Origin of the sequence: Brevibacillus borstelensis (assembly GCF_003710865.1) — a bacterium.
Taxonomy (GTDB): domain Bacteria; phylum Bacillota; class Bacilli; order Brevibacillales; family Brevibacillaceae; genus Brevibacillus; species Brevibacillus borstelensis.
Window position 1 is genome coordinate 210,714 of record NZ_RHHO01000017.1, and the last position, 22,373, is coordinate 233,086.

The following is a 22,373-nucleotide window of genomic DNA, read 5'->3' on the forward strand; positions in this document are numbered from 1 at the left end:
CTTGGTCTATTCGACAGCGCTGAGCAATACGTTATATCAATGATGAACATGCCGCCCGAAGCGTCGTGTCAAAAAGAGACAACCTGTGCAAGAGCTGCCATCGAAACGATGCCCCGCCGGGCTGCAAGGGGGGAGTTTTTCATGCTGCATATCGTCGCCTGTATCAAACAGGTGCCGGACACGAAGATCATCAAGATGAACCCGAAGACAAATACGATGGACCGTTCCAGCGCGCCTGCCATTTTGAATCCGTACGATGCGCATGCCGTGGAGGAAGCTGTCCGCTTGAAAAAAAGGTACGGGGGAACAGTTTCCGTCCTGACCATGGGGCCTCCGCCCGCTGTCAAAGCGATCCGGAAATGCATCGAGATCGGTGCGGATGAGGGGTACATGATTACCGACCGGGCCTTTGCCGGGGCAGATACGCTGGCCACCAGCTATGCGCTGACGAAAGCCCTCGAAAAAATCGCCAAGGAAAAGCCGATCGACCTGATCATCTGCGGAAAGATGACGATCGACGGGGATACGGGCCAGGTAGGACCGGGCATTGCCAGACGGCTCGACATCCCGCCTTTGACCAGCGTGAAAAAGGTGGTCGAGGTAAACAAGCAGCAAGGCTATGCCATCGTCCACCGCAAGCTGGAGGACGGCTATGAAGTGATTCAGTCCGCTTTGCCCTGCCTGTTTTCGGTGGAAAAGGAAATCAACGAGGTACCCTATTCGCCGCTGCCCAACATGCTTCGCGCCGCACGCTACCAGCCCGTAATCTGGGCGGTCAGCGATCTGGAGGACGTCGACAGGACACTGCTGGGTCTCAAAGGCTCCCCGACGATTGTGGCCAAGGTCTGGCCTCCGGAAAAGCCAAAAGGCGGCGAAATGCTGGAGGGATCGGCACAGCAGCAGGTTGAGCGATTGATGGAAATTTTGCAGCAGAAACAAGAGCTCTTTGCAGGGAAGGAGGCACGGGCATGAATCTGGACGAGTACAAAGGCGTGTGGGTATTCCTCGAACACCAGGACGGGAAAATCGTGCCTGTCTCCCTGGAGCTTTTGGGAGCGGGGCGAAAGCTGGCAGACAAGCGGAGAGTACCCCTGGCCGGCATACTGATTGGAGAGGGAGTTCGGCAGTTGGCCGCGACCGCGTTTCACTACGGTGCCGATACGGTCTATCTCTACGATGATCCCGTTTTCCGGGATTACCGGACCGAATCGTACATGCGTGCAGTCATTGCTTGCGTAGAAAAGCACAAGCCGGAAACGATCCTGTACGGTGCGACCTCGACGGGCAAGGACCTCGCCAGCGCGGTTGCCACCGATCTGGAGACAGGGCTGACTGCGGATACGACGATGCTCGATGTGGATGAGGCGACAGGGCTTTTGGAAGCGAGCCGGCCCGCATTCGGCGGCAACATCATGGCCACGATTCTCTGCAAAAAGCACCGGCCGCAAATGGCCACGGTGCGGCCGAAGGTCATGAAAGCGCTCCCGATCGACACCAGCCGCAAAGGAGAGCTCATCGAGGAATCCATCCCGTTGCGGGAGGAAGACATTCGGACCAAGGTGCTGAAGATCGTCCGGGAAACGCAGACAAAAATCCGCCTGGACGAGGCTGACATTATCGTCGCAGGGGGCAAGGGGCTCGGCAGCAAGGAAGGCTTTCAGCTCATCCATCGCCTGGCCGAGGCGATCGGAGGCACTGTAGGGGCGAGCCGGGATGCCGTCGAGGCGGGATGGATCGACCACGCCCACCAGGTAGGCCAAACCGGGGTGACAGTCACGCCCAAGCTGTATGTTGCCATTGGCATTTCCGGAGCGATCCAGCATCTGGTCGGCATGCAGAACTCCGGCCTGATCATTGCCATCAACAAAGACCCGCAGGCGCCCATTTTCCAATCCTGTCATTACGGCATTGCCGGGGATGCATTCGAGATCGTTCCGATGCTGATCGACGCGTTCCAGGTGACAGCTGGCAAGGAGGTACAGTATGGCGGAAAAATTTGATGTCATTGTCGTGGGAGCGGGGCCGGCCGGTACGTCCTGCGCGTATACGCTGGCAAAGGCGGGTGTCAACGTCCTGCTCCTCGAGCGGGGCGAGTATCCGGGCTCCAAAAACGTGATGGGCGGCGTCTTGTACCGCAAAATGATGGAGGATATTATCCCCGGCTTCTACAAGGAAGCGCCAGTCGAACGGCTGATCGTGGAGCAGCGGTTCATGCTGCTCGATGAAAAATCCGCCGTCACCTTTAGCTACAAGGGCCTGGAGTGGGGAGAGGAGCCGTACAACAACTTCACCGTCCTTCGGGCGAAGTTTGACCAGTGGTTTGCAGAAAAGGCGGTTCAGCAGGGAGCCCTGCTCGTCAATGAAACGGTTGTGACTGAGTGTCTGGTTGAAAACGGGAAGGTCATCGGGGTGAGGACAGACCGCCCGGACGGCGATCTGTTTGCCGATGTGGTCGTGCTGGCTGACGGGGTAAACTCCCTTTTGGCCAAATCGCTCGGCTTTCACAAGGAGTTTCGCCCGGACGAGGTGGCGCTGGCGGTCATGGAAGTGCTCAAGCTCGACCGGAAAATCATCGAAGACCGCTTCAGCCTGGAGCAGGACCAGGGCTGCACGTTTGAAATTTTCGGCGACGCGACCAAAGGAATTCTCGGAACAGCCTGGCTCTACACCAACAAGGACAGCCTCAATATCGGCGTCGGCGCGATGCTGTCCGGCCTGATCAAGAACAAGATCAAGCCGCATCAGCTACTGGATTACGTCAAGAAGCACCCGATCATCCGGCCGTACATTCAGGGAACGGAGCAGCAGGAATACCTGGCGCATCTGATTCCGGAGGGAGGCTACCGCTCGATCCCGAAGGTCGTAGGCGATGGCGTGATTGTAGTGGGGGACGCGGCTCAACTGGTCAACGCGATTCACCGGGAAGGCTCCAATATGGCGATGACTTCAGGGGTGCTGGCGGCAGAGGCCATCCTCGAAGCTAAAGCTGCGGGAGACTTTTCGGCTTCCATGCTCGACTCTTACCGGCAGAGGCTGATGGACAGCTTCGTTGGACAGGACATGAAAAAATACAAGGATGCCACGCACCACTTTGAAAAGTACCCGCATTACTTCGAGAAGTACATTCCGCTCATGAACAGGGCCGCCAGCCAGATGTTCACCGTCGATGGCAGCTCCAAGTGGGAGAAGCAAAAGAAAATCTGGAGGGAGCTTGGCTCCGCCAAAGAAAAGTGGAAAATGGCCCGCGATCTGATGCAGGCTTGGAGGGTGATGAAGTGATGAAGGAACTGCCCAAAGGTCAATCGATCGAGGAAAAGCAGTACCTGGTCCGCTTCAAGGCGGATACGGAGTCGCACCTGCACGTATTGGATACGGATGTATGTGCCACAAAATGTCCCGACAAGCTGTGTACGATTTTTTGTCCGGCAGAAGTGTACAAGTGGGAAGAGGTGCGAATGCATGTGGGATACGAAGGGTGTCACGAATGCGGAAGCTGCCGGATCGGTTGTCCACATGAAAACATCAAATGGGTATACCCCAAAGGCGGACACGGCATCATCTTCAGATTGGGGTAACAGGCGATGGATGATGTTTAAAGTGGGCGAAGTCGTGACGTACGCGGGTGACGGGGCGAGGGGAATCATCCTGGACATAAAGGGAGAGCAGTATCTGGTCATGTGGGAGGATACATTCGTCAGCTTGGAGAAGGCCGAATGCCTGCGCAAAGAAGGAGCAACCGAATAACTGGGCCAATGGGTGCCCCTTTTTCCCCGGTGCTGGGGGAAAAGGGGTGCTTTTCATTTTTGTTAGAATTTATTTCACCTATTTTAAACAAATTGTTCACCTATTAATAAAAATAGGGTAACCTAATACTAATTGGTCACAATCTATGGAACAGCCTGAAGCGTAGGAATTAAGCGAAAATTCAACGTCCTTCGACTTGTCGGAATGGTTGGCACGCATCTTGCAATAACTCGTTTATATAGCAACTCCATATTTCAACACCAAAGGAGATTAGTCATGAACCTGGTAGCCAACGTATACCGGGGGGATGCGGTAGAAAGCACACACCTCGGTCATGTAGCTGTCGTCGATGCAAACGGAAACTTGCTTTATTCCTACGGTGATCCTCATCGCCAAACCTTCGCGCGTTCCAGCATGAAGCCGATCCAGGCGATTCCGGTCATTGAGACGGGAACAGCGGACAAGTTTGGACTGGAACCAGCCGATCTGTCTCTCTGCTGCGCTTCACACAGCGGCGAGCCGCGTCACCGCTCGCGGGCGATGGAAATGCTGATACGCGCCGGACAGCCGGAAGAAATGCTCCAATGTGGAACCCATGTGCCTCGCGACGAGGAAAGCTATAAGGAACTGATCCGTGCGGGCAAGCCATTGACCCCGATCTACAGCAACTGTTCCGGCAAGCATGCAGGGATGATCGCTACAGCTGTACACATGGGAGAAGAAGTAGCCACGTACCATCTGCCTGAGCACCCCGTGCAGCAGCGCATTTTGGATGCAGTTGTCGATCTGACTTCCTATCCAAAAGGCAAAATCGTTCTGGGAACGGATGGTTGCGGCGTTCCTGTTCACCGCCTGCCACTGGCCCACTACGCCTGGGCGTACGCCAAAATGGCAAGGCCCGACGTGATCGAAAATCCGACTCGCCGTCAGGCGGTTGCCCGGATCACCGATGCGATGATTGCGCATCCGGAAATGGTCGGCGGCAATAACCGCTACTGTACCGATTTGATGACGGCCTTTGCCGGACGAGTGTTTGGCAAGGCAGGTGCAGAGTCCGTATACTGCCTGGGCGACCGTCAAACAGGCATCGGCATCGCTGTGAAGATCGAGGACGGTGGACCGCGCGCTATATACGCGGTGGTCAATGAAGTGCTTCGCCAGCTCGGCATCGGCACGGACGGTCCGCTTGAGAAGCTCGCAGAGTACACCAACCCGATCGTAAAGAACATGAGCGGAAAGGCAGTAGGCCGTATTGAAACTGCCTTTACCCTGCACGCAAGCAACACTCCACTGGGCGTGTAAAGGCTCGTTGCTTCCTGACAGCCGTTTACGCATATATACAACAAGCATAAAAAAGGGGGAAATCCTGCGATGAATTTGCGCAAAGGATGGAAAGTACTGAGCACTTCCGCTTTGCTGCTCTCGCTGGTGCTGACAGGCTGCAGCCAGTCAGCAGCACCGGCAGATCCAGGCAAGCAGCAAGCGGGGGAAACGGGAGGACAAGCAGACGCTTCGGCCAAGCTTCGGTTGAACCTGAAGACGGAGCCGCCTTCTCTCGATCCGCCGAAAGGGTTTGACAGCACCTCCAACGAAGTGCTGAACGCAACGATGGAGGGCCTTGCCCGCCTGGACAAGGATCACAAGCCGCAGCCGGCGATGGCCGAGAAGTGGGAAGTGAGCGAAGACGGAAAAACATACACCTTTACGCTTCGCGACAGCAAATGGTCCAATGGCGATCCGGTAACGGCGCAAGACTTTGAATACGCGTTCAAGCGCATCGTCGATCCGAAGAACGCATTCCCGTCCGCATTCCTGGCTTACTACATCGAGGGAGCCGAGGAGTTCAACAAGGGCGAAGGCACAGCCGACGGCGTAAAAGTCAAAGCAATCGATGAGAAGACACTGGAAGTAAAGCTGAAGTCTCCTGCGGGATTTTTCCTGCACATCCTGACTCAGCCAACCTTCTTCCCGGTTAACAAAAAGTGGTAGAAAGCAATCCGAACTTTGCTGCGGAAGCATCTACTCTCGTGAGCAACGGACCGTTCAAAATCACCGAATGGGTACATGATCAATCCGTCAAAGTAGAAAAGAACGAAGGCTACTGGGATAAGGATTCCGTGAAATACGCGGGCATCGATTGGGTCATGGTAAACGACGAAAACACCCAATACCAAATGTACAAAACAGGCCAATTGGACATGATCCAAACCGTGCCAAACGATATGAAAAAGCAACTGATCGATTCTGGCGAAGCGAAAGTGGAACCGGAAGCATCCATCTACTACTACCGGATGAACGTCAAAATGGAGCCGTTCCAAAACGCAAACATCCGCAAGGCATTTGCACTGGCGATCGACCGTCAGGCTCTGATCGACAACGTGGCACAAGGAAAACAGCTTCCGGCACTGGCGCATATCCCGGTCGGCTTCCCTGAACCGGACGGCCGCGATTTCCGTGAAGTCGGCGGCGATTTCATCAAGGACAACGATGTAGAACAGGCAAAAGCGCTGTTGAAAAAAGGGATGGAAGAAGAAGGCTACACGACTCTTCCGCCGGTTACTTTGACGTACAACACAAGCGACGCCCACAAGCAGATCGCGCAAGTACTGCAAGAAATGTACAAGAAAAACCTGGGTGTTGATGTAAAGCTGGAGAACAAGGAATGGAAAGTGTTCCTGGCCGACCAGCGCGCCCGTCAATTGCAAATCTCCCGTTCCACCATCCCGGCTGATTACGGCGATCCGCTCAACTACCTGGAGCTGTTCGTGACCGATCATCCTGGCAACCGCATCAACTACAGCAACAAAGAGTACGATGCGCTGGTAGAAAAAATCCGCAATACGGCTGACGAAAAAGAACGCTTCCAGCTGATGCACGATGCCGAGAAGATGTTCATGGACGATATGCCGCTTGTGCCGATCTACTTTGGTACCAAAGTGTTCATGGATCAGCCGAATGTAAAAGGCATTATCCGTCACCCTGTTGGAACGCTTGACTTCAAGTGGGCCGAAATTTCGAAAAAATAGTACGATAGTGAGGACAAGGGCTTGCAATCCCGCCCTTGTCCTCACTATACATCTTGGAGCGGGTACTCATGGAAAAAAAGACTGTAACCTTTGTTGCGAAGATGGACGAATTTTTACAATCCGTGGTTAGTCAATGCCATGAATTGGGCATCTCGCAAGACTTTCATATCGAAGGTCGGCGGGTCGACCAGCTGCCTTACCGGCCGATTGCCGAAGGTTCACTGGTTGTACTCTCCACGAAAAGCATCTACGAACAGGTGGAGCCGTATTTGCCGCAAGACTCCAGGGCGATCGTGGCAAAGCGGATGCTGCCCTATCACAACCTGCGGGAAATGCTGGAGATACCAAGAGGTGTGAAGGTACTGCTCGTCAGCGATACGGCCGAGACGGTGGACGAAACGATGAGGCTTTTGATCGCATCGGGGATGGACTTTGAGCTGTATCCGTATTACCCCGGATCTGATTATCCGCTGGACATTGACATCGCCGTAACGCCGGGCGAGGCCGAGCATGTTCCTCCGACGATTCGCAAGGTCGTCGACATCGGCTTTCGGGTCATCGACTTGTCTACGTGGTTGGAGATTTACGCCCATTTTGACAACGGGAATTTCCAAAAGGTAACAGCCCGCACCATGCAGTCGCTCATTTACATCACGAAGCAGTTGAACAATGAAATTCTTCATGCCCGCCTGCTGCAAATGTATCTGGAGGGTATTGTCAACCGGATTGAAGACGCAGTCATCGCTTTGGACGAGCAAGAAGTCATCCGGTTTATCAATCAGAAAGCCATCGATACGCTTCATTTGCACGGACCGGGTGTCCAAGGGGAGAAAGCGGCCGTTTGTCTGCCGGAAGACTTTATGGAGACGGTTCGCGACTGCGACGAAAATGAAGAAGTGCTCGTGGACTGGGCAGGCCGGACTTACTTTTTCCGAAAAATGCACATCGTCATGGAAGGACGCTATCTGGGGAGTCTGCTGTTGTTTCGGAAGGCAGCGGAGATCGAAAAGATGGAGCACGACTACCGGTTGCGCTTGTACAGCAAAGGCTTGATCGCCAAGTACAGCTTTGACGAAATTTACGGCAAAAGCCAGTCCTTTCAACAGGTCATCCAGATCGCCAAAAAAATTGCCAGAAGCAATTCCACCGTGCTGCTGCTCGGCGAAACGGGAACAGGCAAGGAATTGCTGGCACAAGCCATTCACAATGCCTCCCCGCGAAAACGGGAGCCGTTCGTCGGCGTAAACTTTGCCGCGATTTCCGAATCGCTTCTGGAAAGCGAGCTCTTCGGCTACGAGGAGGGAGCTTTTACCGGGGCGAGAAAGGGCGGACACATCGGCTGGTTTGAATTGGCGCACAAAGGGACGATTTTTCTCGATGAAATCGGGGACGCAAGCGGAGCGATCCAAAATCGGCTGCTGCGGGTGCTGCAAGAGCGGCAGATCATGCGCGTAGGGGGCAACAAGGTAATCCCGATCAACATCCGGGTCATCGCCGCCACAAATCAGGATTTGCAGCAAATGGTCAAAGAGGGAAGGTTTCGGGCCGACTTGTATTACCGGCTCAATATTTTGCCGATTCATTTGCCGCCGCTGCGAAAACGGGCGGAAGATATTCCGTGGTTGGTAGACGCATTTATCCGTCGTTATTGTGTAGATTTGAGACGCCCTCCTTTTACCCTGTCGCGCGAAGCTTTGAACGCCATGCAGGCGTACGACTGGCCGGGAAATATCCGCGAGCTGGAAAATGTCGTGGAGTATTTGGCACACGTGGTGGAGGAAGAGGTTTACGCGTATCATCTGCCCTTTTTGCAGACTGCAGCCGTTGTCCCGTTGGAAGCAGATGGCTTGCAGCATGAATGTGAAGAAGTCTATCAGGCGTACGAAAAGCGCGGGTTTCTGCTCGAAATGACCGCCATTCTTCAAGAGCTGTCCACGGCAGGAGGCGGGAGATACGCACTTCAGGAGCAGTTGCGCGAGCGAGGAATCGACTTGACCACGCAGCAGCTGCGCTACCGTCTGAAAATGCTTCAGCAGGATGAATTGATCCGTGTCGGCAAGGGCCGGCAGGGCAGCAGTATCTCATCAAAGGGAGAAGCGTTTCTCGCCTTTTGCAAGTAAAGCTACCGGATAGGGAGGAATCGAGATGAGCGGAAACTGGAAAGAAGCGGCTGTAGCGCAGAATGAGAGTTATCTGGACAAGCTGATTCCGTTTTTGTCAATCAACAGCATTGAGGATTTGACGACCGCATCTGAGGGCAAGCCGTTCGGCGAGGGTGTCGCTCAGGCGCTTGAATACTTGCTCAAGCTGGGCGAAGCGGACGGTTTTGCCACAAAAAATCTGGATGGCTACGCCGGATATGTGGAGTACGGCGAGGGCGAAGAGGAAATCGGCGTTCTCGTGCACGTCGACGTTGTAACGGTTGGCGAAGGATGGACGACGCCGCCGTTTGAGCCCGACATTCGGGACGGCAAAATTTACGCCCGGGGGGCAATTGATGACAAAGGGCCCGCATTGGCTGCGTATTTTGCCCTGAAGCTGTTGAAGGACTCCGGGCTCCCGATATCCAAACGGATTCGCCTCATTATCGGCACGGATGAAGAGAGTGGCTGGCTCTGCATGCAGCATTACACCAAGGTAGAAAAGCTGCCGGAGGTAGGCTTTTCCCCGGATGCATCCTTCCCTATGATTCACGCGGAAAAGGGACAGATCAATCCGACGCTGGCGATTGCGCCGCGCATTGCGTCTAATGACTCGTCGTCTTGGAATTTGCTCTCGTTTGCTTCTGGCGACCAGGGGAACAGCGTACCGGAAAAAGCGGTTGCCATCGTTTCTCTGCCGGCCGCCGCGGATAACGAACAAGCCATTCGGGATCTGCAAGAGAGCTTTCAAAAGCATCTTTTCGCACATGGAGCCACAGGAGAGGTGATTCCGGGCGGCGACGGTTCACTTCGCTTTTTTGCCAAAGGCTTGCCTGCCCACGGCATGGAGCCGTTCAAGGGAAAAAATGCGGGGACAATTATGGCAAGCTTCCTCAATCGCCTGCCGTTCGCCGGATCTGATCGAACTTTCCTGAATCTGTTGTCCGATGTTTTGCATGAGGACTACTACGGAGAAAAGCTCGGTCTTGCCTGCGCCGACGAAGCTACAGGGCGCTTGACCGTCAATGCCGGCATCCTGACCTATGACCGCAACGAAGGCGGCTCTGTCAGACTGAATATTCGCTACCCTGCGACGATTAATCCGGAAGAGTACGTTGAAAAACTGAAGGAACGGGCCCCGCAGCTGGACGTCACGATAGCCAGCCTGAGGACGTCGCGCTCCCATTACGTACCGAAGGATCATCCGGTCATCCAAACACTCTCCCGCGTCTACACCAATCATACGGGAGAGGAAGCGACACTGCTTTCGTCCGGCGGTGCAACCTATGCCAAATCGCTGAAAGCAGGAGTCGCATTCGGCCCTCTCTTCCCCGGAAAGAAATCGATGGCTCATCTCACCGATGAGTACGCAGAGATTGACGACTTGCTCAGGGCGATGGCTATCTACGCGGAAGCCATGTACGAACTGGCGAAATAACATCATGGAGGTTGAGCCATGTCCCATTACCTCGTAAAACGCGTTCTGATGATGCTGCTCACACTGTGGATCATCGTGACGCTGACGTTTTCTTTGATGCATGCCATCCCTGGTGATCCGTTTGCTTCCGAATCGGATCAGCTCCCGGAACAAATTTTGGCCAACCTGCGCGCCAAATACAACCTCGATGAGCCGTTGCCCGTACAGTATGTGCTCTATTTGAAAAACCTCGTCATGCTTGACCTCGGTCCATCGATCAAGTCAGACACGCGCGGCGTAAACGATATGATCGCCGACGGATTTTCCGCTTCCGCTACCTTGGGGGCGCAAGCGATTGTCATTGCAATATTTTTCGGGATCACCTTTGGAATCATCGCAGCGCTGAACCGAAACAAATGGCTTGATTACGCTGCGATGGCGATAGCCGTCCTAGGCATTGCCATTCCGAGCTTTATCATGGCGCCGCTCCTGATCAACTTTTTTGCGATCAAGTTTCCGATCTTTCCGGTCGCAACGTGGGGCACCTGGATGCATACGGTTCTGCCGTCGCTCGCCTTGGCTTTCGGGCCGCTGGCGATCATCACCCGTTACATGCGGGCCAGCATGATCGAAGTGATGAACCAGAACTACATTCGCACCGCAGAAGCCAAAGGTGTTCCTACCTTTGCGCTTGTGGTCAAGCACGGCATTCGCAACGCGATCCTGCCGGTCGTCACCTTCTTGGGACCGCTTATCGCTTCGTTGATTACGGGAACGTTCGTGGTGGAGAAAATCTTCGCCGTTCCGGGCATCGGGAAATACTTTGTGGATGGAATCTTTAACCGCGACTACCCGGTAATTTTGGGAACGACGATTTTCTACAGCTCCATCCTGATCGTAACGATCTTCCTGATCGACTTGGCGTACACCCTGATTGACCCGAGAATTAAGCTGACGAACAAGGAGGGATAACCAGTGGCGATGGAACAACGTATCGATCCGCTGTTCCGACCGCTTTCCAAGCAGTCGGAAGCCCATGACATATCCATGCGCCCCAGTCTGACAAATGTTCAGCAAGTGGTGCGCAAACTCGTAAAAAACAAACTGGCCATGCTCGGTCTTGCGATCATCCTGCTGCTCGTGGTGATGGCAATCATCGGTCCCCATCTGGTGCCTTACAGCGCATCGGATCAAAGCCTGCTCACGAAAAACAAGCCGGTGTCGGCAGAGCACTGGTTCGGAACGGATGATCTCGGCCGGGACATGTTCGCCCGTACCTGGGCCGGAGCCCGCATCTCCCTCACGATTGGCGTAGTTGCCGCTCTGATCGATTTGATTATCGGCGTGACCGTCGGCGGTATTGCCGGTTACATGGCCGGCAGAGGAAAGCGGGGTGAGCGGATCGACACCATCATCATGCGTGTGATCGAGGTACTGTACGGGTTGCCGTATCTGCTCGTCGTCATTTTGCTGATGGTCGTGATGGAACCGGGGATGCTCACTATTATCATCGCGCTCTCGGCTACCGGCTGGACAGGGATGGCGCGGCTTGTGCGCGGTCAAATCCTCCAGTTGAAGAACCAGGAGTTCATCCTTGCCTCTCAAGTGCTGGGAGCCAAGTTTTCCCGAATTTTGTTTAAACATCTGATTCCCAATACGATCGGTGTCATCATCGTCAACCTGACCTTTACGATTCCGTCTGCGATTTTCGCGGAATCATTCCTCAGCTTCCTGGGCCTGGGCGTGCAAGCGCCGGACGCAAGCTGGGGAACCATGACCAACGATGCGATGGGGGTTATTTTGACAGGCGACTGGTGGCGGCTTTTCTTCCCTGGCCTGATGATTTCACTGACGATGTTTGCGTTTAACGTATTTGGAGACGGCTTGCAGGATGCACTTGATCCGCGTCTGCGCGAGTAGGACTGGAGGGAGGAACCGCGATGGAAAAACATCTGCTAACGATTGACAACCTGAAAGTGAACTTTAAGACATACGGCGGCGAAGTACAAGCTGTTCGTGGCGTATCCTTCCATGTGGACAAAGGGGAGACGCTGGCGATCGTCGGCGAGAGCGGCTGCGGAAAAAGCGTAACCGCCCAGGCGATCATGGGCTTGATTCCCAATCCTCCGGGCCGGATCGTGGACGGAAAGATCGTCTTTGAAGGAAGCGACATCACCCATCTGACGAAAAAAGAGTGGATGCAAATCCGCGGCTCCAAGATCGGGATGGTGTTCCAGGACCCGATGACTGCGCTCAATCCGACGATGAAGGTCGGAACGCAAATCGTCGAAGGATTTATCCGCAACCATCAGGTAACCCGCGAGGAAGCGCAAAAACGCGCGATTGAGATGCTGCGTCTCGTCGGGATTCCCGATCCGGAAAAACGGGTCGACCAGTATCCGCACCAATTCAGCGGCGGGATGCGCCAGCGTGTCGTCATCGCGATCGCACTGGCGTGCCAGCCCCAGCTTGTCATCGCAGACGAGCCGACGACAGCGCTGGACGTGACGATTCAAGCACAAATCCTCGACCTGCTGCGGCGTCTGCAGGAGGAGCAGGAGCTCTCTGTCGTCATCATTACCCATGATCTCGGCGTCGTGTCTGAAATCGCCCACCGCATGGTTGTCATGTACGCGGGGATCGTGGTGGAGACGGGAACGGTTGAAGACGTGTTTGCCGCGCCGCGCCACCCGTATACATGGGGTCTGATGCGTTCTCTGCCGCGAATTGACGGAGAGGAAAAGCAGCGGCTTGTCCCGATCGACGGAACGCCGCCGGACTTGTTCAACCCGCCGAAGGGCTGTCCTTTTGCAGCCCGCTGCGATTACGCCATGGAAATCTGCAATCAGCAAATGCCCGAGATCAGCACGTTCGAGCCGGGACATCAGGCAGCCTGCTGGTTGCATGATCCGCGTGCGCCGCGTATCGAGGAATTGGTTGCAGCAGGGAGGCAGGGAGAATGAAAGACAGCTTGGTAGAAGTAAACAACCTGAAGAAGCACTTTCATATCGGAAACGGCCAGCTTTTGAAGGCGGTCGACGGCGTGACATTTTCCATCAGGCAGGGCGAGACGCTCGGCCTGGTGGGAGAGAGCGGCTGCGGAAAGTCTACGCTGGGGCGGACGATCATCCGTCTTTACGAAAATACGGACGGAGAAGTGCTGTACAAAGGAAAGAACGTCCATCGCCTGAAAGGGAAGGAAGCGGGCCAGTTCAACCGGGATGTACAGATGATCTTCCAGGACCCGCAGGCGAGTCTGAATCCGCGGATGACGGTGGAGGACATTATTGCAGAGGGACTGGACATCCACGGCCTCGCCAGGGGAATGCGCCGGGAGCGCGTTACCGAGCTGCTGCAGCTCGTCGGCCTGAGAAAGGAACACGCTTCCCGTTTTCCGCATGAATTCAGCGGCGGTCAGCGGCAGCGGATCGGCATCGCCAGGGCGCTTGCGGTGGAGCCTGAATTTATCATTGCGGACGAGCCGATTTCCGCCCTGGACGTTTCGATTCAGGCGCAGGTGGTCAATCTGCTGGAGGATTTGCAGGCGGAGCGCGGGCTTACTTATCTGTTCATTGCCCATGATCTGTCGATGGTGAAGCATATCTCGACGCGCATCGGCGTCATGTATTTGGGGAAAATGGTAGAGCTTGCAACCAGCAACGAATTGTACAAGCTGCCGCTGCATCCGTATACGCAGGCGCTGCTCTCCTCGGTGCCGGTGCCAGACCCGACCGTCAAGCGGGAGAGAATTATTTTGCAGGGAGACCTGCCAAGTCCGGCCAACCGCCCGAGCGGCTGCGGTTTCCGTACCCGCTGTCCGAAGGCGACCGAGCGCTGCGCGCTGGAAGAGCCTGTCTGGAAAGAAGCGGAGGCAGGCCACTGGGTAGCCTGCCACCTTTACGACTGATAGAGATAGAAGCAAGTCAGCACAACCGAAAACATCAGCAGGGCAGCCCCCGCCCATAATGACAGAGACGTGCAGATTCGGATCAGCGTCTCTGTCTTTTTTTGCAATACCGGGTCTTTTTCCTGAAACCAATCACTTTCCATGATTCTGGGCCGCTTGAAAAAAAGCAGCTTTACTTGCTTGAAGCCTTGGAGGAAGACAGTGAAAAAGCCGGAGCGAAGCACCAGAGAGATGCTGCCGAGAAGCAAGAAGAACAGTCCCGCCAGAAAGCTTTGGTTGATCAGCCCCAGGAGCGTCTGCGAAGAGAAGAGGAAGCCTGCGGCGAGTGCGAGCAGCAGCGCCGCGGGGAGCAGGTATGTAAGCCGTTTGCCCATGGTGTGATCCACGTCCTTTGTACAGTGAGGTTGAACGGATTCATTTTTCCATAATCCTATGATAACGTATTTTTCCGCTCTCTTGTGTCTAAACCTTTGGAAGCTTAGGAAACTTGTAAAAGCCTTTCATCAATATGATAGGCGGCGAGTGTGGAGGGCCAAACAAATATCCCCGTGCCGCTTGTTTGGCCGGGGATATTTTGATGAAGCAGTTTTTGGATAGGCTTTGGTTTCGACAGGTTTCCTTCGTCAAAATGGCTGCCAGCGCAGGTTTCTCGCTTGCCCAAAGCGCTCCTCTACATAGGGCCAGTTGACCAGCTTCCACCAGTTTTCCACGTAGTGGGCCCGGTCGTTCTTGTACCGCAAGAAATAGGAATGCTCCCAGACATCGAGGACGAGCAGCGGGATGACATCCCACTGCGACAGATTCTGGTGCTTTTCGGCCTGCAAAATCTCCAGGTGCTGTGCACGCGGGGACCAGACGAGAATAGCCCAGCCCGGCCCCTCCACTTTTTCGGCGGCCTGGGAGAAATGGGCTTGAAATGCGGCGAATGAGCCAAAATCGCGGGCGAGCTGTCGCGCAAGATCTCCTGTCGGCTCGCCGCCGCCCTCCGGACTCATTACGTTCCAAAAAATCGTATGGAGGTAATGTCCGGCTCCGTTGAAGGCCAGCTCCCGTTCCCAGTGGCGGACGAGCTCAAAGTCGTTTCTGGCGCGAGCTTCCGCAAGCTTACTCTCCGCCTTGTTGAGATCCTCTACGTACTTGCGATGCAGCTTGTCGTGATGGATGCGCATCGTCTCGGCATCGATATACGGCTCCAGTGCATCGTAGGCATAGGGAATCGGGGGCAATGTATGCTTGCCTATAGGTACAGGCCGAGCGATGGGTACCGGTGCCGGTTGGCGAGCAGGCGGGTACACCGACTGGCTGACTTCGGGCTCCTGTTTTTCGCGGTCCTGGATCAGACGCAGGAACTGGTGGAATTGCTGCTGTACAGCTTCTGCCTGTTGCATCAGCGCAGGAATGGCTGTTGCGGATTCTTCATTTTTAAGTGAATTCGCCCTGCGGCCTATTTGGCTAAAGGCTTCTTCAAATTTGTGCATATGCCTTTCCAGTTCGCGATTGAAGCGATGCTGGCGGCGGAGATGCTCAATCCATTGAATGCCCCACTGGCTCCAGTTGGACAGGTGTCGGGTATGCTCCTGCAATGGTTTTCCTCCTCGCTTGCAATCTCATCTACAACGTATGACAGAAGCCCAGCGGATGTGCGGCATTCGCGGAGTACATGGTAAATATCCAGCGCATATGGTAGTAGCGAAAATAAAAGGAAGTGGTATGCTATTAGGTATGGACAACACAACAGGGGAGACACACCGATGAGCGACCATGAATCCATTGCAATCATTGATTCCGGAGTGGGGGGGCTGACTGTTGCCAAAGAAGTCATGCGGCAGTTGCCCGGTGAATCCATTCTCTATTTCGGCGATAATGCCCGCTGTCCTTATGGGTCCAGGACGCCGGAAGAAATACGTGCCTACAGTTTTCAGATGATTGAGTTTGTCTCGAAGTTTCCGATCAAGGCGCTCGTCATTGCCTGCAACACAGCGACAGCGGTGGTGCTGGAAGAAGCGAGGAGAAGGCTTCCGTTGCCGGTCATTGGGGTAATCGAGCCGGGGGCAAGGGCAGCGATCAGCGTAACGAAAACAGACCGGATTGGGGTGATCGGAACAGAAACCACGATCCGCACCAAAGCATATGAGCAGGCTGTCAAGCAGTTGAGACCCGATTCATGTGTAGTCGGACTTGCTTGTCCTGCCTTCGTGCCTCTGGTGGAGACGCATTGTCAGCATTCAGAGGAAGCGCAAAAAGAGGTGGAGCGGACCCTTGAGCCGTTGCAGGGTCTCGAACTGGACACCTTGATTCTCGGGTGCACGCACTATCCGCTGCTTGCGCCATTGATTCAGAAAGCCGTCGGATCGGGGGTTGCCCTCATCAGCTCGGCGGAGGAAACGGCACGCGAGGTAAGCCGGTTGCTGGGAGACGTCACGAACGGTTTGGCGCGGGGAAAAGAGCGACCTGCAGATCCTCCCATACACTGCTTTTACACGAGCGGAAATGCGCTTTCCTTCCAGCGAATAGCGGAAGAATGGCTGGGCTTTCCGGTACAGGTTGAAAGCAGGTCGCTGGAAAAGCTGTATCAATCCTGAGTCGGCAAATAAACGCAGGAGGTTCTTTTTCGTCAGTCATTCTCTGATTGACGCGAAAGAACCTTCCTTTTTGCGGACAAACAACGCATAAACCCAAGCCATGCTCGTATACATGTTAGTACAAAGTGTCTGGAGGAGGCTGGATAACATGGAAATACGACGCATCGGCAAAATGACGGCCGTGATCGGGGTTAGCGCCCTGCTGCTTTCAGGGTGCGGATTGTTTGGGCCGGAAAAGGAAGCGACCAGCATCGACCCGCCCCCGTTGTCGGAAGTGGCGGTGGAGACGCCAGGTACCCAAACCCCCGCAGACGCTGCAGCCGGAGAGACAGTGGCGGCAACACAGGAATCGGTCGACCGAACCGTTTATCTGCTTGATAATAATGGATACGTCGTACCTGTATCGTTGACGCTGCCAAAGGTGGAAGGCATGGCAAAGCAGGTACTGACCTACATGGTGAAAGGCGGTCCGGTAGAGAGCATGCTGCCCAGCGGTTTTTCGGCCGTCCTGCCAAAAGGGACAGAGGTAAAGGGGCTTGTCATCAAGGAAGGTGTGGCTACGGTCGACTTTTCCAAGGAGTTTAAGAAGTACGACGAAAAGCAGGAAAAAAAGATTGTCGATGCGGTGACGCGGGCACTCACTGAGTTTGGCAACGTAAAATCGGTACAGATCTGGGTAAACGGCACGCCGCTCTCGGAAATGCCGGCAAGCAACACGCCAACCACGTACCTCGACCGCAATCAGGGAGTCAACGTGGAGCTCGGAGAGGGGGCGGTACCCGGGAAAACGTCCTCGGTCACCGTCTATTTTCAGGGGCAGCTCGATGACAAACGGACGTATTTTGTACCGGTGACGAGGCTGGTGCCAGAAACAGAGAACCTTGCCAAAGCAGCTGTAGAGGAATTGATCAAGGGACCAAAAGAAGGCTCGCCTCTTTTCAGCTCGCTGCTGCAGACGACCCGCGTTCTCGATGTTCGCCAGGAAAACGGGCTGGTCACTGTCAATCTGAGCGATGATATCCTGAAATACGATGACGGCAGGGAAGCGAGTCCGGAGGCTTTGGAATCGCTGGTGTTGTCGCTTTCCGACAGTACGGGAGCGAAAAATGTTCAGCTCATGGTGGAAGGCAAGCCGCTCAAGAGCGGAAGCTTTGATTTCAGCAAGCCGGTCAGCCGGTCCGTTCACATCAACCCGATCCAATATTAAGGAAGGATATCATTCCACGCCTCTGGTCCCGGCGTGGTTTTGCTTTTCCGAAAGTCGGCCGGCAAACTTTCAACGCACCTGCGCAAGTCAAACCCCGTGCAGAGTGGCAAGTGGTTTTGTCTCTCTGGTATAATGGGCGGAGTTGATGAAAGTACACTAGGAGGAACATGGAATGAGAAATGATGGCCGCACCCATGACCAACTGCGTCCTGTTAAGATTACGCGGAATTACATCAAGCACGCGGAAGGTTCTTGCCTGATCGAGGTGGGAGACACCAAAGTAATCTGCACGGCGACGCTGGAGGACCGCGTTCCGCCGTTCATGCGCGGTGGCGGCAAAGGATGGATTACAGCCGAATACGCCATGCTCCCCCGGGCTACGGAATCACGCAATGCCCGAGAGTCTTCCAAAGGGAAAGTGGCAGGGCGAACCATGGAAATCCAGCGTCTGATCGGTCGGGCACTGCGGTCTGTCGTTCAACTGGAAGCGATGGGTGAACGTACGATCTGGCTGGACTGCGACGTAATCCAGGCGGACGGAGGCACCCGGACAGCGTCGATTACCGGAGCCTACGTGGCGATGGTAGAAGCAATGTCAAAGCTCGTCGAAAACGGTACGTGGAAACAGTACCCGCTGACTGATTTTCTCGCAGCGACATCTGTCGGAATTATCGACGGGGAAGTCTTGCTTGATCTGAACTACAAGGAAGACTCGACAGCGACGGTCGATATGAACATCGTGATGACCGGGGAAGGAAAATTCGTCGAGCTGCAAGGCACCGGGGAAGAGGCTCCTTTTTCCGTAGAACAGCTGCAGGAGCTGCTTGCACTGGCGAAAAAGGGCATTGACCAGCTATTTGCCGCTCAAAGGGAGGCCTTGTCCGAGCTGACGCTCTCTTTTGAGAACAAAGGCGAAGGCGATCAGGAGAAAGAGGCGGAGGAAAATCATGTCTGAACCGAAAAAAGTCGTACTCGCTACGCGGAACAAAGGAAAAGTGAAGGAGTTTAACAAGCTCTTTGCAGAATTGGGATGGGAAGGAATCAGCCTGGATGCGTTCGAAGGCGTTCCGGAAGTGGTGGAGGACGGCGATACGTTTGAAGCCAACGCACTGAAAAAAGCTGTAACCATTTCTACATACTTGAACATGCCGGCAGTCGGTGACGATTCCGGTCTGGAGGTAGATGCGCTGGGCGGCCGTCCCGGCGTCTACTCCGCCCGGTACTCCGGCGAGAATGCGTCTGATGAAGCCAACTGGCGAAAACTGCTGGGCGAGCTGGCTGACGTGCCGGACGAGCAGAGGACGGCGAGATTTCGCTGCGTACTCGCCCTCGTGGAGCCGGGACGGGAGCCGGTAGTGGCAGCGGGCTCCTGCGAGGGTGTGATCGCCCGCGAACCAAAAGGCACCAATGGCTTCGGCTACGACCCGGTTTTTTATCTGCCGCAGCAAAAGAAAATGATGGCCGAGCTGACATCCGAGGAAAAAAATCAGATCAGCCACCGCGCCATGGCCATGCAGAATTTGCTGACGACCTTAAAGTCCGGCGAGTAATTCAGTGTACGCAAGGAGAGTGAGGAAAAGTGAGCATTCTCATCCTGAGCGATACCCATGGACTGGTCCGTGAAGTAAAGGAAGTAGTCGAAAGACACAAGGCGGAGATGGTCTTTCACTGCGGCGATTACTGCGTCGACCATCAGCGCGAGCCGTTTTCGGGCATGAAACTGGTCAAGGGAAATTGCGATTTCCCTTCGGACGTGCCGACTGAGAGGAAGACCTCCTGGAAGGGACTTACGATCCTCCAGACACATGGACATTTGTTTGGCGTGAAAAGCTCGCTGCTGCGCCTTCATTACCGAGCAGAGGAAACAGGGGCGAACGTAGTGCTGTTCGGTCATTCCCACGTGCCGGGATGCGCAGTTGAGCGCGACATCCTTTTTTTGAATCCGGGGAGCCTGCAGCTTCCGCGGGGGTATGATGTCCCGACGTATGCGATTTTGAAAAAAGTCGAGCAAAAAGAGTCGGCCGTGGTCGTTCAGGTAACCTACTACGACCACAAGGGCAAGGTAGCTCCGAAGCTGGGGGGAACTTTTTCCCTGCGGAGCTGACTTCTTGAAAAATGGAGAATATGTGCTATACTTGAATGGTTATAATGGCTAGAATTGCACCGCCCTGTCATCACGGTCCTTGCCAGACCCGACAGGCGTGTTTCTCTTGAATCAATCTAGGAGGGGAAGTTTACGTGGCAGCAAAATGGGAAAAGTTAGAGAATAACCAGGGAGTCCTGACGGTAGAAGTAGACGCTACGCAAGTAGATGCAGCACTTGACCAGGCGTTCAAAAAAGTTTCAAAAAAGGTTAATGTACCAGGCTTCCGCAAGGGAAAAGTACCGCGCAAAATGTTCGAAGCGCGTTTTGGCGTGGAATCTCTCTATCAGGATGCGCTTGATATCATTCTTCCAACCGCTTACGGACAAGCTGTTCGCGAAACGGGCATCGAGCCTGTGGACCGTCCGGAAGTAGACGTAGAACAAATGGAAAAAGGCAAAAGCCTGATCTTCAAGGCGACAGTTACTGTTAAGCCGGAAGTAAAACTGGGCGAATACAAAAACCTGACCATCGAGCCGAAAGAGTTCGCGGTAACTGACGAGGATGTAGACGCTGAACTGAAGCGCATGCAAGAGCGTCACGCCGAGCTGGTTGCTGTAGAAGAAGGCCAAGCTCAAAACGGCGATGTCGTAATGATCGACTTCGAAGGCTTCCAGGATGGAGTGGCATTTGAAGGCGGCAAAGCGGAAGACTATTCTCTGGAGCTCGGTTCCGGAACGTTCATCGCTGGTTTTGAAGAGCAGGTTGTCGGCATGAACATCGGCGAGGAAAAAGAGATCACCGTAACATTCCCGGAAGAGTACCACTCTCCGAACCTGGCTGGCAAAGAAGCTGTTTTCAAAGTGAAGCTGAACAGCCTGAAGCGCAAAAACCTGCCGGCATTGGACGACGAGTTTGCCAAGGACGTAAGCGAGTTCGATACATTGGACGAACTGAAAGCAGACTCCAAGAAAAAGCTGGAAGAGAAAGCTGCACAGGACAAGGAACAATACGTGCGCGAGCAGCTCGTTCTGAAAGCGGCTGAAAACGCTGAAATCGATATTCCAGAAGTCATGATCGAACACGAACTGGATCAAATGGTCAATGAGTTCGGACAACGCCTGCAATTCCAAGGTCTGACTCTGGATCTGTACTACCAATTCTCCGGCATGGATGAAAGCCAACTGCGTGATCAACTGCGCGCTGACGCTACTTCCCGTGTTCGCACTTCTCTGGTGCTGGAAGCAATCGGAAAAGCAGAAAACATCGAAGTCAGTGAAGAGGATGTAACTGCTGAGTTGGAAAAACTGTCTAGCGTTTACGGCCGTCCAGCTGACGAGCTTCGCAAAATTTTCACTGCGCAAGACGGACTGGCTGCACTGTACCGTGATGTGCAAACTCGCAAAACAGTCGATTTCCTGGTTGCAGAAAGCAAAGTTAGTGCATAATCTTAGGAAGACCGCATGATCGTTCGGGGGCGAATTTTCGTTCCCGAACCTTCGATACCAAGGCACGATACCCTCGTGCCTTGTTTTTCACCATCGCGTTTCTTTTTTGTATCCGTCCCGCCGTACAAGCGGGAAATGCTTCATCTGCAGCCGGCCGGCGGCCAAAAAACCGCCAGGGTAAGCTGCAATACCTCTTTTGCTGACAGAGGAGGAAATACATATGTTAATTCCAATGGTAATCGAACAGACCAATCGGGGAGAACGCGCATACGATATTTATTCGCGGCTCCTGAAGGACCGGATTATTTTTCTCGGCAGTGAAATTGACGATGAAGTGGCCAATGTCGTAGTCGCTCAATTGCTTTTCTTGCAAGCAGAGGATCCGGAAAAAGACATCAGTCTCTACATAAACTCTCCAGGCGGTTCCGTGACTGCGGGACTTGCCATTTACGACACGATGCAATTTATCAAGCCCGATGTCTCCACTATTTGCGTCGGTATGGCTGCAAGCATGGGAGCCGTGCTTCTGACAGCAGGCGCAAAGGGAAAACGCTTCGCCCTGCCCAACAGTGAAGTGATGATTCACCAGCCACTGGGCGGAGTCCGCGGTCAAGCAGAGGACATTCGGATTCATACCGAATGGATTTTGAAAACAAAGAAGCAGCTGACCCAGATTTTGGCGGACCGGTCCGGTCAGCCTTATGAGCGCGTGGAAAAAGATAGCGATCGTGACAACTTTATGAGCGCAGAGGAAGCCAAAGCCTACGGATTGATCGATGCCATTATTGAACGGAAAAACTGACCCGGTGTGAGGTGAT

At 54.3% G+C, this 22,373-nt stretch carries 21 protein-coding genes and 1 pseudogene; 20 read left to right on the top strand and 2 right to left on the bottom strand.

What is annotated here, in order from left to right; translation table 11 throughout:
- The first annotated feature begins 141 nt into the window (after positions 1-141).
- The 13 genes and pseudogenes from EDM54_RS09945 (at position 142) to EDM54_RS10000 (ending at position 14,235) form a co-directional block, all read left to right on the top strand.
- Positions 142-972 (top strand): electron transfer flavoprotein subunit beta/FixA family protein, encoded by an 831-nt coding sequence (locus tag EDM54_RS09945; RefSeq protein ID WP_003387698.1) that lies wholly within the window; start codon positions 142-144, stop codon positions 970-972.
- The gene (locus EDM54_RS09950; protein WP_122958144.1) at positions 969-2,000 is read left to right on the top strand and encodes an electron transfer flavoprotein subunit alpha/FixB family protein; all 1,032 of its coding nucleotides are present in this window, start codon (positions 969-971) and stop codon (positions 1,998-2,000) included. Before EDM54_RS09945 ends, EDM54_RS09950 begins: the two co-directional genes overlap by 4 nt.
- Complete coding sequence (locus EDM54_RS09955) at positions 1,984-3,279, top strand: FAD-dependent oxidoreductase (protein WP_122958145.1); 1,296 nt, start codon at positions 1,984-1,986, stop codon at positions 3,277-3,279. The genes EDM54_RS09950 and EDM54_RS09955 overlap by 17 nt, the downstream gene beginning before the upstream one ends.
- Positions 3,279-3,575: a ferredoxin family protein gene (locus EDM54_RS09960; protein WP_003387692.1), complete on the top strand. Its 297-nt coding sequence runs from the start codon at positions 3,279-3,281 to the stop codon at positions 3,573-3,575. The genes EDM54_RS09955 and EDM54_RS09960 overlap by 1 nt, the downstream gene beginning before the upstream one ends.
- A gap of 10 nt (positions 3,576-3,585) precedes the next feature.
- A complete protein-coding gene (locus tag EDM54_RS26430) occupies positions 3,586-3,744 on the top strand; it encodes a hypothetical protein (RefSeq protein ID WP_155807993.1) in 159 nt (52 codons plus the stop codon).
- A gap of 276 nt (positions 3,745-4,020) precedes the next feature.
- Positions 4,021-5,046 (top strand): asparaginase, encoded by a 1,026-nt coding sequence (locus EDM54_RS09965; RefSeq protein ID WP_039069887.1) that lies wholly within the window; start codon positions 4,021-4,023, stop codon positions 5,044-5,046.
- 69 nt (positions 5,047-5,115) lie between these two features.
- Positions 5,116-6,770, top strand: a pseudogene (locus EDM54_RS09970) (peptide ABC transporter substrate-binding protein).
- A gap of 68 nt (positions 6,771-6,838) precedes the next feature.
- Positions 6,839-8,890 carry a sigma-54 interaction domain-containing protein gene (locus tag EDM54_RS09975; RefSeq protein WP_024984463.1) on the top strand — a complete coding sequence of 684 codons (2,052 nt, stop codon included), beginning with the start codon at positions 6,839-6,841 and terminating at the stop codon, positions 8,888-8,890.
- A 25-nt stretch (positions 8,891-8,915) separates the two neighbouring features.
- Positions 8,916-10,349: a dipeptidase PepV gene (gene pepV, locus EDM54_RS09980; RefSeq protein ID WP_122958146.1), complete on the top strand. Its 1,434-nt coding sequence runs from the start codon at positions 8,916-8,918 to the stop codon at positions 10,347-10,349.
- 18 nt (positions 10,350-10,367) lie between these two features.
- On the top strand, positions 10,368-11,300 hold the full coding sequence (locus EDM54_RS09985) for an ABC transporter permease (protein ID WP_024984465.1): 933 nt from the start codon (positions 10,368-10,370) through the stop codon (positions 11,298-11,300).
- Between the two features lie 9 nt (positions 11,301-11,309).
- On the top strand, positions 11,310-12,248 hold the full coding sequence (locus EDM54_RS09990; protein WP_170208325.1) for an ABC transporter permease: 939 nt from the start codon (positions 11,310-11,312) through the stop codon (positions 12,246-12,248).
- A gap of 20 nt (positions 12,249-12,268) precedes the next feature.
- A complete protein-coding gene (locus EDM54_RS09995; RefSeq protein ID WP_003387681.1) occupies positions 12,269-13,291 on the top strand; it encodes an ABC transporter ATP-binding protein in 1,023 nt (340 codons plus the stop codon).
- Positions 13,288-14,235: an ABC transporter ATP-binding protein gene (locus EDM54_RS10000; protein ID WP_003387679.1), complete on the top strand. Its 948-nt coding sequence runs from the start codon at positions 13,288-13,290 to the stop codon at positions 14,233-14,235. Before EDM54_RS09995 ends, EDM54_RS10000 begins: the two co-directional genes overlap by 4 nt.
- On the opposite strand, the gene EDM54_RS10005 is transcribed toward EDM54_RS10000, so the two are convergent.
- Positions 14,226-14,609 (bottom strand): DUF3899 domain-containing protein, encoded by a 384-nt coding sequence (locus EDM54_RS10005; RefSeq protein WP_003387677.1) that lies wholly within the window; start codon positions 14,607-14,609, stop codon positions 14,226-14,228. The two genes, EDM54_RS10000 and EDM54_RS10005, sit on opposite strands and share 10 nt — an antisense overlap.
- A 249-nt stretch (positions 14,610-14,858) precedes the next feature.
- Positions 14,859-15,818 (bottom strand): superoxide dismutase, encoded by a 960-nt coding sequence (locus EDM54_RS10010; RefSeq protein WP_024984468.1) that lies wholly within the window; start codon positions 15,816-15,818, stop codon positions 14,859-14,861.
- 168 nt (positions 15,819-15,986) lie between these two features.
- Between EDM54_RS10010 and racE the strand changes: the two genes are divergently transcribed.
- From racE to clpP, 7 genes are all read left to right on the top strand, one after another.
- The gene (racE, locus tag EDM54_RS10015) at positions 15,987-16,817 is read left to right on the top strand and encodes a glutamate racemase (RefSeq protein ID WP_122958147.1); all 831 of its coding nucleotides are present in this window, start codon (positions 15,987-15,989) and stop codon (positions 16,815-16,817) included.
- Between the two features lie 148 nt (positions 16,818-16,965).
- On the top strand, positions 16,966-18,024 hold the full coding sequence (locus EDM54_RS10020) for a GerMN domain-containing protein (protein ID WP_003387674.1): 1,059 nt from the start codon (positions 16,966-16,968) through the stop codon (positions 18,022-18,024).
- Positions 18,025-18,196: 172 nt separating this feature from the next.
- A complete protein-coding gene (gene rph / locus EDM54_RS10025) occupies positions 18,197-18,979 on the top strand; it encodes a ribonuclease PH (RefSeq protein WP_024984470.1) in 783 nt (260 codons plus the stop codon).
- Positions 18,972-19,574: an XTP/dITP diphosphatase gene (locus EDM54_RS10030; protein WP_024984471.1), complete on the top strand. Its 603-nt coding sequence runs from the start codon at positions 18,972-18,974 to the stop codon at positions 19,572-19,574. The genes rph and EDM54_RS10030 overlap by 8 nt, the downstream gene beginning before the upstream one ends.
- Positions 19,575-19,603: 29 nt before the next feature.
- Entirely contained in the window at positions 19,604-20,128 is a 525-nt protein-coding gene (locus tag EDM54_RS10035; RefSeq protein ID WP_003387671.1) for a metallophosphoesterase family protein, read from the top strand.
- Positions 20,129-20,262: 134 nt separating this feature from the next.
- Positions 20,263-21,555 carry a trigger factor gene (gene tig / locus EDM54_RS10040; RefSeq protein WP_122958148.1) on the top strand — a complete coding sequence of 431 codons (1,293 nt, stop codon included), beginning with the start codon at positions 20,263-20,265 and terminating at the stop codon, positions 21,553-21,555.
- 220 nt (positions 21,556-21,775) lie between these two features.
- The gene (gene clpP / locus EDM54_RS10045; RefSeq protein ID WP_003387668.1) at positions 21,776-22,357 is read left to right on the top strand and encodes an ATP-dependent Clp endopeptidase proteolytic subunit ClpP; all 582 of its coding nucleotides are present in this window, start codon (positions 21,776-21,778) and stop codon (positions 22,355-22,357) included.
- The last annotated feature ends 16 nt before the right edge of the window (positions 22,358-22,373 follow it).

Bases quoted from the DNA above. Each gene is read 5' to 3' on its own strand.
- EDM54_RS09945 (WP_003387698.1), top strand. From the start codon at position 142: ATGCTGCATATCGTCGCCTGTATCAAACAGGTGCCGGACACGAAGATC.
- EDM54_RS09950 (WP_122958144.1), top strand. From the start codon at position 969: ATGAATCTGGACGAGTACAAAGGCGTGTGGGTATTCCTCGAACACCAG.
- EDM54_RS09955 (WP_122958145.1), top strand. From the start codon at position 1,984: ATGGCGGAAAAATTTGATGTCATTGTCGTGGGAGCGGGGCCGGCCGGT.
- EDM54_RS09960 (WP_003387692.1), top strand. From the start codon at position 3,279: ATGAAGGAACTGCCCAAAGGTCAATCGATCGAGGAAAAGCAGTACCTG.
- EDM54_RS26430 (WP_155807993.1), top strand. From the start codon at position 3,586: ATGATGTTTAAAGTGGGCGAAGTCGTGACGTACGCGGGTGACGGGGCG.
- EDM54_RS09965 (WP_039069887.1), top strand. From the start codon at position 4,021: ATGAACCTGGTAGCCAACGTATACCGGGGGGATGCGGTAGAAAGCACA.
- EDM54_RS09975 (WP_024984463.1), top strand. From the start codon at position 6,839: ATGGAAAAAAAGACTGTAACCTTTGTTGCGAAGATGGACGAATTTTTA.
- pepV (WP_122958146.1), top strand. From the start codon at position 8,916: ATGAGCGGAAACTGGAAAGAAGCGGCTGTAGCGCAGAATGAGAGTTAT.
- EDM54_RS09985 (WP_024984465.1), top strand. From the start codon at position 10,368: ATGTCCCATTACCTCGTAAAACGCGTTCTGATGATGCTGCTCACACTG.
- EDM54_RS09990 (WP_170208325.1), top strand. From the start codon at position 11,310: ATGGAACAACGTATCGATCCGCTGTTCCGACCGCTTTCCAAGCAGTCG.
- EDM54_RS09995 (WP_003387681.1), top strand. From the start codon at position 12,269: ATGGAAAAACATCTGCTAACGATTGACAACCTGAAAGTGAACTTTAAG.
- EDM54_RS10000 (WP_003387679.1), top strand. From the start codon at position 13,288: ATGAAAGACAGCTTGGTAGAAGTAAACAACCTGAAGAAGCACTTTCAT.
- EDM54_RS10005 (WP_003387677.1), bottom strand. From the start codon at position 14,609: ATGGGCAAACGGCTTACATACCTGCTCCCCGCGGCGCTGCTGCTCGCA.
- racE (WP_122958147.1), top strand. From the start codon at position 15,987: ATGAGCGACCATGAATCCATTGCAATCATTGATTCCGGAGTGGGGGGG.
- EDM54_RS10020 (WP_003387674.1), top strand. From the start codon at position 16,966: ATGGAAATACGACGCATCGGCAAAATGACGGCCGTGATCGGGGTTAGC.
- rph (WP_024984470.1), top strand. From the start codon at position 18,197: ATGAGAAATGATGGCCGCACCCATGACCAACTGCGTCCTGTTAAGATT.
- EDM54_RS10030 (WP_024984471.1), top strand. From the start codon at position 18,972: ATGTCTGAACCGAAAAAAGTCGTACTCGCTACGCGGAACAAAGGAAAA.
- clpP (WP_003387668.1), top strand. From the start codon at position 21,776: ATGTTAATTCCAATGGTAATCGAACAGACCAATCGGGGAGAACGCGCA.